Here is a 12,123-nt window from a genome sequence, read left to right as displayed (position 1 = left end):
TCAATTCGCCTTATTAGTTAGTTGGTCATGAGGCGATTTCACGGCACCCGCGGTTCTCTTCCGGCTCCGTCCGCCACGCGTGGTTCAATTGCCCGGCTGGAAGGTGCAATCCGCCCCGCTGCCGTCCTTCCGGCGGATGGCATTGGGGTCGATCGTGCAGCTCAGCTTGGTCAGGCTCTCGAAATTCGATCCCGCGGCGCCGTCGGGCGGAATCCCGGCCAGTGCTTCGGTGGCGAAGATCTCGTTGGCCGTGGAGCCGTTCACCGTCCTGGTCTTCTTGCCGAATGTGACTTCGCAGTTCCGGACGGTGATGTCGACATTGCCGGCGCGACAGACGATTCGATCGGCGGTCACCACGATCGGCTTCTTGTAGGGAATGTCGCTGTTGGCGGCGAACAGCATCGCCATTGCCTTCTTCTCGGCGCCGGACAGGGCAGAGGACAGCGGCGCGATCACCCCTGCGAGCGCCAGCGCCGTCGCGCCCGAGACTTTTGCGGGCGTCGCGTCGGAGGCATCGGCGACGCCGGAGGCGGTTGCGACGACGAGGGCGCAGGCGAGGATCAATCGACCGGCTTTCATCTTGCCTCCCTGGACCTGCAATCGCGGCTTCCCTCCCGCGCGGCGCGTGGAACCAGTTTAGCATGTAAACACGAATTGGAAGGCAAGTTCGCCGGGCCTTGCGCCTTTGCGCGGTGCGGCTGTTTTGCCCCGACGCGTCGAACGGTTACCCCGCGGGACCGAGCCTCGCGACGACACGCCGTTCTACTGTGCATGGGGTTGTTTTCGCGTTTTTTTGTTTGGCCGGCCGGTCAGGACTGCTTCATCGTCCGGAAGGTGATGGAATAGCGGCGCGCCTCGACCGGCGGGATGCTGTGCTCCCATTGCGACCGCGCCTCGCCGTCCATCATGTAAAGCGAGCGCGGCCGGGCTTCGAGCGTGTGGCGCTCCCATTTGTCGCCGCTACGGCGGCGGAAGCGGAATTTGCAGGACGAGCCCAGCGACAGGCCGAGGATTTTGTCGAAATGCGGCTTGTCGCGATGCCAGCCGATGCCGACGCCGGCCTCGTATTCGGTGCAGAGCACCTGCCGCACGCTGCCGCCGGCGAGACCCGCCCATGCCTCGACCTGCCGCGCGACGGGGAGGACCCAGTCCGGGATCGGCTCGGCCTCGGCCAGCCGCTGCGCTGTGTAGTCATAGCGATAACCGAAGGACGCCACCCGGCGGTTGCCCTCGAAGGCGCCGAACTGGAAGCGCTGGAGCGGCAATGCTGCGATGCGGCCGATCAGCGCCTGCTCGACGGCGGCCTCGACGAATTCATCCGTGTAGCGAAGGCCGGCTGGCCCTGCTGCTTGCGGATCAGCGAACAAACCAAGCTGCGTCATCCCTCGCATTTCCGTGATGGAACCTAATGGTGGCTGATGCGACTTACATATGACGCGGAAAGTAACGTGCGAGGCTGTCATGGCAGAGAAGCATACCGCCGATCCGGCAGAGATCATGCGGGCGACCGGTCATCCTGAGCTGGAATACGCCGCCGGCTGGACCATCGCCGGCTTGGTCACCATCGGCACCATCGTCGCCGCGTGGGTGTTCGCGATCTAGCCCATTGGAAACTGGAGCTCGAACGCCGCGCCCTGATCGGTCGGCTTGAGCCTGATCGAGCCGCCATGGCTCGCCATCACCGCGCGCGCGATCGCCAGCCCCATCCCGGTGCCGCCCTGGTCGCGGCGAGTGGTGAAGAACGCATCGAAGATCCTGTCGCGGTTCGGCGCCGAGATCGGCTCGCCGTCGTTACTCACAGTCAGAAGCAGGGTCGTACGCTCATCGATCGCCTCCAGCCTGATTGTCCCAGCCTTGTGCCGCATCGCATTGTCGGCGAGATGCGACAGCACGATCAGTGCCTTCTCAGCTGACATGCCGATCATCAGGTCGAGGCCGCCGCTGGCCTTGATTGAGCTCACCGGAAACCGGCTCCTGAGTTCGGCAATCACGGGCGCCAGTTCCGTACGCTCGTTTTGCGGCAGGCTTTCGGCACGCGCGAGTTCGCGCAGCCGCTGCGCCATCGCCTCCAGCCGCTTTGTGTCGGACAGGATGTTGGCGATGAACGTCTCCTGCTCGGCCGGCGTCAGGCTGCCTGCTTTGCCCTGAACCGAATCCTGTAACAGCTCGGCCGCGCCCTTGATCGAGGTCAGCGGCGATTTCAGCTCGTGGGTGAGATGGGCCGAGAACGTCGCGATATAATCCGAGCGCCGCGCCAACTGCTCGGCCATGCCGAGGAAGCTGTGTGAGAGCTGCGCGAACTCGCGGGTGCCGTAATGTCGGAGCGGCCTGAACGCCTCGCGGTCGCCGCGGCCTATTCTGGTGGCGCGATCGATCAGCTCGCGCATCGGCAGCGTGATGGTGCGCGAGAATACGAGGCCAATCGCGATCGTGCCGAGAATCACGGCGAGCCCCGCCAGCACGAACTTGGCCCGCTCCTGGTAGAGATGGTCGAAGATGTTGCTCGGCGTCCGCGTCGTGTAGATCACCCCGGCAACGCGGTTGTTGACGATGACAGGCATTGCCGAAAACACGTGGACGCCGAGGCCGCGGCTAAAGGAATAGATCGATGGCGGCGGCTTGTCGGGCACGCGGTTGCGCAAGGTGGCGCGGTATTGCCCATGCAGCGCGTCAGCGACCTCCTCGATATGAGCGAGCGATTGCCCGACCTCCTGCCGCCCGGCGATCACCACGCCCTGGGGATCGAGGATGCGAAAGCCTGCCAGCGTCACCTTCTGGGTCTCGCGGATGATCGGCGTCAGTCTTGCGCCAATATCGACATAGGCTGGCTGCGCCGGCCGGATTGCTGCTTGCGCCTCGGGCCGCCGCCGCAACAAATCGTTGGCGGTGAGGTCGAGCGCAGGGCGGATCGGGGTGACCTGGTCGCCCGGATCAGGCAGCACGTTCGGCGGCACCTCGGCGCCGAGCGTCAGGCCGCTGTCGAGCCGCGTTGTGACCTCCTGCGCGTAGATCGTCGCGAGCACGCGGCTCTGTGCGATCAGCTCGGCCTGGGTCTGGCGGATCAGCTGGTTGTCGTAGAGGCGGAAGAAGAACAGGCCGACCAGCGGCAGCACGCCGACGGTCGCCAGCACCGTGAAGATCACGAGGGTAAGCGACGGCCGCCATTTGTCGGGCGCGGCGCTCATGCCTCCTTCTCGCAGCGGCCGAGCTTGAAACCGACGCCGTGGATGGTCTCGATGACGTTGTCACAGGCCAGTGACGCGAGCTTGGCACGGATGTTGCGGATGTGGCTGTCGATGGTGCGGTCGGAGACCTGGATGTTGAGCTGGTAGGCGGCCCGCATCAGTTGCTCGCGATTGAACACGGAGGTCGGCCGGGTCAGGAACGCGCGCAAGATGCCGAACTCGATCGCAGTCAGCTTTAGCGGCGTGCCGGCGAACGACGCGACATGCTGCTCGGGGTCGATCAGCAGGCCGCCTTGCGCGAGTGCCGACGGCCCCGGCTTGGCCTCGCCATTGCGCGGACCGAGACGGCGCAGGATGACGTTGACCCGCGCCACCAGCTCGCGCGGGCTGAAAGGCTTCGTCACATAATCGTCGCCGCCGATCTCGAGGCCGAGGATGCGGTCGATCTCCTCGTCGCGGGCCGACAGGAACAGGATTGGCACGTCGGAGCTCTTGCGCACCTCGCGGCAGACGTCGAGGCCGTCGAATTCGGGCATGCCGATGTCGAGTACGATCAGGTCAGGCTTGTCGGCGGCAAAGCGGCTCAGCGCCTCCTTGCCGTCGCGCGCCTCGATCACGTCCATGCCGGCTTTCTTCAAAGCGACGCGGATGACCTCGCGGATATGGCCTTCGTCGTCGACGATGAGAATGCGATGCGCCAAGAACCTCTCCGCTGCCTCGTCAGCCCGCCGGCCGAGCTTTCGCCAGCGCGTCCAGCCTGCGCTGGAGCCGCCAATTCCGGAAGCCCCAGCTCCGCCAGGCCAGATCCTGACGCTGGACTTCTACAAGCCGATCGCGCCGCGACACAAGGCAGTTGTCGCCCGGGCGATGAGCGATGACCTTGTCGAGGGCAGGCAGCGCCTGCGGCCCGAGTGTGAGGAGATAGTCGGCGTCGATGTTCAAGCCCTTACCGGACATTTCGTTGCTGTGGCTCAGATTATAGTCGGCGATGAAGGCATCGAAGTTCACCAGCGAGCAGCCATACAGCGCGATCGTTAACGCGATCAGATTGGCGCCGACGAGCCATTGGTTGGACTTGTCCAGCACGATACGGGCGACGATCAGGATTAGCCCGAGCGCCACCAGCCCCATCCAGATGAACGCTGCGATGCGCCCGTAGGTCAGCATGTAGATGTCGACGTAAAGGTCGAGGCGAAGGATGGAGGAGGCGACCAGCAGGACGTTCTGTCCCACCCAGAGATAGACCAGCGGCCGGATGATCTTCGATTTCTCCGCCGGGCCGCCCGGACGCATCGCCACCAGCACGAAGGCGGCGGCGAGCAGGGCGGTGCGATCAGTGGGTAGGCGCCGCGATGGGCATAGGCGGCATAAGTCATGTTGGCCGGCAGCGCGACATGGCCCCAGAGGTAGATGCCGTCGAGAATGGATTGTGCCGCGAACAGCAGATTGAACAGGATCAGCGAACGCAGGATGGTGGACGGGCCCATGAACTCAGCTGAGACTTGCGACTGCAGCGGCGGCGGCACAGGGATATCTGCGATGGTCGTAGTGACAATCTTTCTGCGCCGCCAGCGCACATGGATGAACGGCCAGACCAGCGACAGCATCATGGTCCAGAACAGCACGCGCGGGATGCTGACATAGTCGAGGATGAGCTTTGGATTGAGCAGGAACACCCACTGCTCAATCAGCGGATTGGCTGCGGCGAACAGTGCTATGAAGACAGTGCTCAGCGCTGCAGGCAGAAGCCAGAGTGCGATGCTCCGAGTGAGTGCCGACATGTTGAAGATTTGAAGCGCTTCGGGGAAGACCCTGAAGGGCCCGAACAGGACAAAGTTTCGTATCGCCCGGGCACGGTCCGCGAAGCCCGTTGTCTCCGAATTGGTCGCGAGCAGCAGTGCCATGAGCAGCGCCGCGACGAGGATCAGGAAGGACAGCGCATTGAGCTCCTCTGTCGCCGGCACGAGACCGGCGACGAGAATGGCCGCCCCGGTGATGCCGCGTCGCAGGTCCAGCGCCGCATGATTGAACAGCATCGACACGCAAGCCGTCGCGATCGCAAAGAGCGTCAGCGATAGGCCGATCCGTGGGCCATAGAACAGCCAGTCGGCGACCGCGGCCAGTGCCAGTGCGAGACCAAGCTTGGCAGGAATGGAGGAGGGCCTGATCGGCTGGAGGTCCGCTGCTATCGTCGTAGCCAGGCTCGTCATGTCCAGAAGACCTTTCGTGAATGGTGGCATCACGAAGTCTGAACGTCGTTCGTGCAGAAGGTGAGATCGTCGTCTGCACGGTTTCAGGAGTCTTTTGCAGATTTCGTGCAGGCGCGCTTTTGGTCCTTACGCGGCGCAAATCGCTTTGATAGGTGCGATGCGTTCATCACATTGGGCGTGACGCATCATGCAATCCCTCAACCGCATCGGTCTCATTCTGCTCTGGCTTGCCGCGCCTCTCGTCGCATTTGCGGCCGCGAACAAGAACGATCCCTATCTGCTCGTGCTGCGCGGCGCTGGAAACATCGCGGTTGTCGTCACAAGCATCGTGATCGTCATCGTGCTGCTGCGCCGCGGGCGTTGGCGCAGCACCGCGGGCAAGCTGCTCGTCATGCTCTGGTGCGCTCCGCCGCTCCTGATGTCGGCGGCGCATCTGAAATTCGAACTGCGCAAGCACGATGTGCTTGCCGCCAGTACGGCCGAGGCGCGTCAGCTCGGGCCTCACTTCATGGTCGGTTATTCCTCCTTCCCGGAGGTCGCGCGCCTTGCCGAGCAGGGTTTGATCGGCGGTGTCTACGTCACCCGGCACAACATCCGGGGCCGGACCGCCGAGGCGCTGCGTGCCGAGATCGCGGCGCTCCAGGACAAGCGGCGAGCCGCCGGGTTGCCGCCGCTGGTGGTCGCCGCGGACCAGGAGGGCGGCATCGTCGGGCACCTTGCGCCGCCGTTGACGAAGCTGCCGGCGCTGGCGACGCTTGCCGGGCTTGCCCCCGATGACCAGCAGGCCAAAGCAGCAGAGTTCGGCCGCATCCACGGGCGTGAACTCGCCGGGCTCGGCGTCAACCTCAATCTCGCACCGGTGCTCGATCTCAAGCCACCGGTCCGGCGCAATCGCCTCGATTTTCACACGTTGATCGGCCAGCGCGCGATTGCGGCCGATCCGGCTGTCGTCGGCGCGATCGCGAGCGCCTATGTGCGCGGGCTGGAGGAATCCGGCGTCGGCGGCACGCTCAAGCATTTTCCCGGCATCGGGCGCGTGCGCACCGACACGCACCATTTCAGCGCCAACCTCGACGCGCCGGTGAAGGAGTTGGAGGCAACCGACTGGCTCCCGTTCCGGGAGGTGCTGTCGCATTCGCGCAGCGCGCTCATGGTTGGCCATGTCACGCTCACGGCCGTCGATTCCGACCGCGCTGCCTCGCATTCGAAGCGTGTCGTCGAGGGGATCATTCGCGACAAATGGGGCTATCAGGGTATCGTCATGACCGACGATCTCGTGATGGGCGCGATCTACCAGCACGACGTCTGCCAGGCCGTCGTGGAAGCCATCAACGCGGGCGTCGACCTGCTGCTGGTCGCCTATGATGGCGCGCAATTCTACCGGATTTTCGCTTGTGCCCTGGATGGATCGCGGCAAGGCAAGCTCGATACGGCGATGCTGCGCGTGAGCGAGGCGCGGCTCGCGCGCAGTTTCCCGTCCGAGCAGGCGCGAGCCGCCTCACGCCCTGTGAGCATCGCGGGTCAAAACTAGCCCTTTGCGAACTGCCGGTAGTCAGGCTCGCGATGAAACCAGAACTCGTAACCGGTGATGGCCTTCTGCATCGCGACGTCGTGGATCGGCTGATTAAGCGGGACGACGGGAACATCGCGCATGCAGAGCGCGATGAAATCCTTCACGGCCTTGTCGTACTCGGCGGCATCCGTGGTGAACCGCGCCTTGTCGATCAGCGCGTCCATCTCTTTGTTCTGGTACGAGGAGATGTTGAAGATCGAGTTGTTGCCATGAAAATTCCAGTAGAAGTAGTATTCGGGGTAATCGAGCCAGCCGCTGAAACGGTTCAGCGCGAGCGGCAGCTCCTTCTTGTTCAGCGTGGTGCGCCAGTTCGCGCCGGGAATCTTTTCGATCGCCGCCTTGATTCCGATCTTGGCGAGGCTCTCTTGGATCAGGATCGCGGTCGGCTCGCCGACCGTGGCGGTGCCGGTGTCGAGCGACAACGTCGTCTCTAGCCCTGACTCGAAGCCTGCCTCCTTCATCAAGGCTTTGGCCTTGTCGAGATCGGTGACATAGGGAAACGCCTGCGGCCAGACCGGCTTGGAGACGTCTGCTGCTCCGCCATACATGGGAACGGCACGTCGGAAGAACGCGCTGTTCTGGATCTGCTCATAGGGCATCGCCCAGGCGACGGCCTGGCGCAGCTTTACATTGTCGAACGGCGGCTTTGCGGTGTTGAGCGCGACGGACCAGAGCGCATTCGGGATCGGCACGCCCGAGACCTTGACTTTGCCCTCCTTGATGATCTGCTCGAAGTCACGCGGCGCGAAGCCGCTGGAGATATCCGCATCACCCCGCTCCAGCATGGCGCGGCGAGTGCCGGCGGAGGGGACGTCGCGCGCGATCACGCGCTTGAGCTTCGGGAGAGGTCCGCTCTTCCAATCGTCGAAGCGCGCCAGCACGGTCTCGCTGCCCGGCTTCCAGCTTTCGATCCTGTAAGCGCCGCCGCCGGCCTCGTTGTTCCTGAGCCAGGCCAGTGCCCATGGGTCTTCCGCCGTCGCGTTCTTTTTCGCGAGCTCCGAGTTGATGATGAAGGGCACGACCACCGCGACGTTGAACAGCAGCATCTTGTCCTTGCGCACATAGTCGATGCGGAAGGTGTGGTCGTCGATTACGACGAACTGCTCGGGCTTTTCCAGCGACCCCGCCGACATCTGAAAGGTCGGAAAGCCGCCGACCTTCACCGCGCGGTCGAACGACCATTTGACGTCCTTTGCGGTGACCGGTGTGCCGTCGTGAAATTTTGCGTCCTTTCGCAGTTTGAAAGTGCAGGACATGCCGTCGGCCGCAACCTCCCAGCTCTCGGCGAGTTCAGGTGCGAGCTTTTCGCGGTCATAAGACAGCGTGCCGTCGGGGAGCGTCTTGGAGGCATAGCTCAGCAGGCGATCGTAGCAATTCCAGGACAGCCCGTTCACGGTCTGATTGGAGCCGACGCCCTGCATGTCGAGCGAGTTCGGACCCAATTCCTGCACCACCAGCAGCGTCTCGCTGCGCCCCTGAGCCCATGCGAAGCCCGGAGCGAGAGCGGTCATTCCGGCAAGACCGAGGCCGCCGAGCACGCCGCGGCGGTTTAGGTCGAAAGATGATGCGCTCATGGGTGCCTCACTCTTGAGAGATTTGCACCCTAAAGAGGCAAGGCGCATGCCACCGGCCGCGCTTCACGGCGCCGCATCCTGTGCGCATCTCAGCTCTACGGCGACACCGCTCCGCGGCTCACGGCCTGCGGGGCAGTCAGGTCTTTCCAGGTGGAATTGGCGACATGCACCGGCGAGAACGCCGGGCGCTCGACATAATGGCCGTCGCCGGACTCGGCGCGCAGATCGCCATCCTTCCAGACGATTCGGCCGCGCGACAGCGTCGCCGCCGGTCCGCCGGTGCAGGAAAAGCCCTCGAACACATTGTAGTCGATCCGGCTCATCTGCCGCTTCGCGCTGATAGTCCTGCTCGCCTTGGGATCCCAAACCACGACATCCGCGTCCGAGCCGACGGCGACCGCGCCCTTGCGCGGATAGATGTTGAGGATGCGGGCGATGTTCGCCGAGGTCACTGCGACGAATTCCTCCTTCGTCAGCCGTCCCGTGGTGACGCCCGCGGTCCACAGCAGCGCGAGGCGATCTTCGAGGCCGCCGGTGCCGTTCGGGATCTTTCTGAAATCGCCGCGCCCGAACCGCTTCTGCTCGGTGGTGAAGGCGCAGTGGTCGGTCGCGACCACCTGCAGCGAGCCGGCTTGCAGACCGGCCCAAAGACTATCCTGATGCGACCTGTCGCGGAACGGCGGCGACATCACGCGCTGCGCGGAATGATCCCAGTCCTTGTTCTGATATTCACCGGCGTCCAGCAGCAAGTGCTGGATCAGCGGCTCGCCGTACACGCGCTTGCCCGCCGCACGTGCGCGCGCGATCGCCTCATGTGCTTCGCGGCAGCTCGTGTGCACGATGTAGACCGGCGTCCCTGTCATGTCGGCGATCATGATGGCGCGGTTGGTGGCTTCGCCCTCGACCTCCGGCGGCCGTGAATAAGCATGTCCCTCGGGGCCGGTGACACCGCGCGCGATCAGCGCCTCCTGCATCAGGGCGACGACGTCGCCGTTCTCCGCATGCACGACGGGCATGGCGCCGAGATGGGCGCAGCGGGCGAACGAGTTGTAGAGCTCGTCGTCGTTCACCATCAGTGCGCCTTTGTAGGCCATGAAGTGCTTGAAGGTGTTGATGCCGTAGGTTTTGACCACGGTCTCCATCTCGTCATGGATCTGCTTCGACCACGACGTTACCGCCATGTGGAAGCCGTAGTCGGAGGCCGCCTTCTCGGATTTGTGCCGCCACTCCTGATAGGCCGCGAGCATCGACTGGCCGGGATCGGGCAGGCAGAAATCCACCACCATGGTGGTGCCGCCGACCAGTGCCGCCTTGGTCCCCGATTCGAAATCGTCCGCGGTGACAGTGCCCATGAACGGCATTTCGAGATGGGTGTGCGGATCGATGCCGCCCGGGATGACGTAGGCGCCGCCGGCATCGATGGTCTCGCACCTCGTCGGCGCATCGAGCGACTGCCCGACCGCGACGATGGTCGCGCCGTCGATCAGCACGTCCGCGCGGCGCGAATGATCATGATTGACGACGATGCCGCCGCGGATGAGGAGAGGCATTGGAGGCTCCGGAGTGAGGCGTGAACCTCGCGAAGCTAAGCGCGCTGCATGCGACGCGACAGGTGAAATTCTAGTCAGGCATCGCCGACAGTTGAGCTGTGCTCGCGGCCTCTACGCCGCCCGCGCGATCAGCCCGTCGATCATCGCGCGCACCAGGCCTGCGATTTCCCTCTGCAGCGCCGGCAGCGGTACCGCGACCAGCTTCTGCTCCAGTCCGAGCGTCACCATGCCATGCACCGCCGAGAACAGGCTGCGCGCGGTGATGCCGAGCTCCTCCCGACTGCGTTTTGGAAACAGCGCGGCCAGCGGCTGGTAGACGTGGCGGAACAGCCGCATCTGGTCGTTGATGGACCAGTCGGGGAGGGGCTTGTCGGCTGCCATACGGTGCTCGAACAGCGCACGCCATAGTTCGAGATTTTCCGCGGCGAAATCGCAATAGGCGAGGGCGATGCGAACCAGGGTCTCCTGCGGCGATGGCTCGCCCGCGCTTTCTGCTGTGCTCAGGGCTTGGTCGAGCCGAAGCAAAGTGCGCGAGCCCACGCGCAGGATCAGCTCGTCCACATCGGCGACGAGATTGTAGACGGCGCCGTTGGCGCAGCCGATCTCGCGGGCGAGATCGCGGGTTTTCAGACCCGCCAATCCCCTGTCGGCGATCATTCGTTCCGCTGCCAGGATCAGATCGGATCGAAGTTTCTCTCGGCGTTCCAATGCCTTAGTCATCTGCGGCCAAATTTCTGAGCGTCGCTCAAATATTTATTGAACGATGTTCAAGTTTGTTGCTACAAACCATCTGTGAGCAACGCTCATAACAGGGAGCTTCAGATGTTCAAGACCGTAGTGACACTCTTCCGCGGCAGCGTGGCCGCCGCGGGCGAAGAACTGGAAGACCGGACGGCCCTTCTGATCCTAGATCAACAGATGCGCGACGCCGCAGCCGCCCTCGAGCGCGGCAAACGGACCCTGGCGCTGGCGATCGCACAGGACCAGCAAGAAGGCCGCAAGCTCGAGGCGACTGTCGCCCGCATCGCCGATCTCGAGACCCGCGCCGTGGCGGCGCTCGACGGCGGCCGCGAGGATCTCGCCAACGATGCCGCTGAAGCCATCGCGGGCCTGGAGGCCGATCGCGACGCGGCGCTGACGGCACGCGCGCTGTTCGCAACCGAGATTGCGCGGCTGAAGCGGCACGTCGCAAGCGCGCAGGCCCGCATCACCGAGCTCGATCGCGGCCGCCGCGTCGCCCGTGCCTCGGAAGCGGTGCGCTCGCTTCGCCGCAGCGGCATCGAGGCAGCACGTCCCTACGAATCCACGCTGCCGGAGGCGGAGAGCACCTTGAGACGTCTTCGTGAGCGGCAGATGGAAGCCCAGGCCGCCGACGACGCGCTGGTCGAGCTCGATGCCGCCAGCGGTCCGCTCGCCACCGCCGAAAAACTCGCCGAGCAGGGTTTTGGCCCCCGGCTCAAGACGACCGCGGACGACGTGCTGGCACGGTTGAAGTCCAAGCGCACGCCGACTGCCTGATTCCAACCCAATCATTCGAACCAACAGGAGACCATCATGAACCAGAATGGCCAGCCCCACAGCGGCGCCTGGGTGACTTTCACATACTTGTCCTTCGCAGCCTCCGCCTTCCTCATCGCCATCGGCATCTTCTTCCTGCCGATCGACCTCTGGATGAAGGGTTATCTCACCATGGGCATCGTCATGCTGATCCAGACTTGCATCACCCTGACCAAGACGGTTCGCGACAACCATGAAAGCAGCCGGATGGTGAACCGCATCGAGGATGCCAAGGCGGAACGTCTGCTGATGGAAGTCTCGAAGGCGGCTTGAGAAGCATAGGCAATACGCAAGAAAGCAGCGGAGCAATTCGCTCCGCTGCATTGGCGCTGGAACACATTCCGCCAACTTTATATCGCGCTTGCGAAATGCAACCGAGCCATGACGGATCGCGCGGGTGTGCGCTCTTGCGCAACCGCACGGGCAGGGGCAGTCTTCACAGGCGGCGCACAAGAACGCCGCCAATAAGATGTG

11 protein-coding genes and 1 pseudogene are annotated in these 12,123 nt (G+C 64.0%); 4 read left to right on the top strand and 8 right to left on the bottom strand.

Features of this window, described 5'->3' with window-relative positions; all coding sequences use genetic code 11:
* Positions 1 to 84: 84 nt before the first annotated feature.
* The gene (locus tag ABIB66_RS19525) at positions 85 to 579 is read right to left on the bottom strand and encodes a hypothetical protein (protein ID WP_354208303.1); all 495 of its coding nucleotides are present in this window, start codon (positions 577 to 579) and stop codon (positions 85 to 87) included.
* 230 nt (positions 580 to 809) lie between these two features.
* Positions 810 to 1,382: an alpha-ketoglutarate-dependent dioxygenase AlkB gene (locus ABIB66_RS19520; RefSeq protein WP_354208302.1), complete on the bottom strand. Its 573-nt coding sequence runs from the start codon at positions 1,380 to 1,382 to the stop codon at positions 810 to 812.
* A gap of 79 nt (positions 1,383 to 1,461) precedes the next feature.
* Here ABIB66_RS19520 and ABIB66_RS19515 point away from each other — a divergent pair, with 79 nt between their 5' ends.
* Positions 1,462 to 1,602, top strand: coding sequence for a hypothetical protein (locus ABIB66_RS19515; RefSeq protein ID WP_007597071.1), 141 nt, complete (start codon positions 1,462 to 1,464; stop codon positions 1,600 to 1,602).
* Here the strand turns inward: ABIB66_RS19515 and ABIB66_RS19510 are convergent.
* The 3 genes and pseudogenes from ABIB66_RS19510 to ABIB66_RS43575 form a co-directional block, all read right to left on the bottom strand.
* Positions 1,599 to 3,185, bottom strand: coding sequence for an ATP-binding protein (locus ABIB66_RS19510; protein ID WP_354208301.1), 1,587 nt, complete (start codon positions 3,183 to 3,185; stop codon positions 1,599 to 1,601). The genes ABIB66_RS19515 and ABIB66_RS19510 overlap by 4 nt on opposite strands.
* Positions 3,182 to 3,886 (bottom strand): response regulator transcription factor, encoded by a 705-nt coding sequence (locus ABIB66_RS19505; protein ID WP_354208300.1) that lies wholly within the window; start codon positions 3,884 to 3,886, stop codon positions 3,182 to 3,184. The genes ABIB66_RS19510 and ABIB66_RS19505 overlap by 4 nt, the downstream gene beginning before the upstream one ends.
* Before the next feature lie 19 nt (positions 3,887 to 3,905).
* Positions 3,906 to 5,395 (bottom strand): annotated as a pseudogene (locus tag ABIB66_RS43575) (DUF4153 domain-containing protein).
* A 187-nt stretch (positions 5,396 to 5,582) separates the two neighbouring features.
* Here ABIB66_RS43575 and ABIB66_RS19490 point away from each other — a divergent pair.
* Positions 5,583 to 6,926, top strand: a complete 1,344-nt coding sequence (locus ABIB66_RS19490; protein ID WP_354208298.1) for a glycoside hydrolase family 3 N-terminal domain-containing protein — start codon at positions 5,583 to 5,585, stop codon at positions 6,924 to 6,926.
* Here ABIB66_RS19490 and ABIB66_RS19485 read toward each other — a convergent pair.
* The 3 genes from ABIB66_RS19485 to ABIB66_RS19475 form a co-directional block, all read right to left on the bottom strand.
* On the bottom strand, positions 6,923 to 8,542 hold the full coding sequence (locus tag ABIB66_RS19485; protein WP_354208297.1) for an ABC transporter substrate-binding protein: 1,620 nt from the start codon (positions 8,540 to 8,542) through the stop codon (positions 6,923 to 6,925). The two genes, ABIB66_RS19490 and ABIB66_RS19485, sit on opposite strands and share 4 nt — an antisense overlap.
* Before the next feature lie 95 nt (positions 8,543 to 8,637).
* The gene (hydA, locus tag ABIB66_RS19480; protein ID WP_354208296.1) at positions 8,638 to 10,092 is read right to left on the bottom strand and encodes a dihydropyrimidinase; all 1,455 of its coding nucleotides are present in this window, start codon (positions 10,090 to 10,092) and stop codon (positions 8,638 to 8,640) included.
* Positions 10,093 to 10,203: 111 nt separating this feature from the next.
* Complete coding sequence (locus ABIB66_RS19475) at positions 10,204 to 10,812, bottom strand: TetR/AcrR family transcriptional regulator (RefSeq protein ID WP_354255238.1); 609 nt, start codon at positions 10,810 to 10,812, stop codon at positions 10,204 to 10,206.
* Positions 10,813 to 10,914: 102 nt separating this feature from the next.
* Between ABIB66_RS19475 and ABIB66_RS19470 the strand changes: the two genes are divergently transcribed.
* Both ABIB66_RS19470 and ABIB66_RS19465 read left to right on the top strand, forming a co-directional pair.
* Positions 10,915 to 11,610: a PspA/IM30 family protein gene (locus ABIB66_RS19470; RefSeq protein WP_275171036.1), complete on the top strand. Its 696-nt coding sequence runs from the start codon at positions 10,915 to 10,917 to the stop codon at positions 11,608 to 11,610.
* A 36-nt stretch (positions 11,611 to 11,646) separates the two neighbouring features.
* Positions 11,647 to 11,922: a YiaA/YiaB family inner membrane protein gene (locus ABIB66_RS19465; protein ID WP_354208294.1), complete on the top strand. Its 276-nt coding sequence runs from the start codon at positions 11,647 to 11,649 to the stop codon at positions 11,920 to 11,922.
* Positions 11,923 to 12,123: the final 201 nt, after the last annotated feature.

The organism is Bradyrhizobium sp. F1.13.3 (assembly GCF_040548265.1).
Taxonomy (GTDB): domain Bacteria; phylum Pseudomonadota; class Alphaproteobacteria; order Rhizobiales; family Xanthobacteraceae; genus Bradyrhizobium.
The sequence above is the reverse complement of the archived record's forward strand: the minus strand, read 5'-3'. Positions and strand labels throughout refer to the sequence as shown.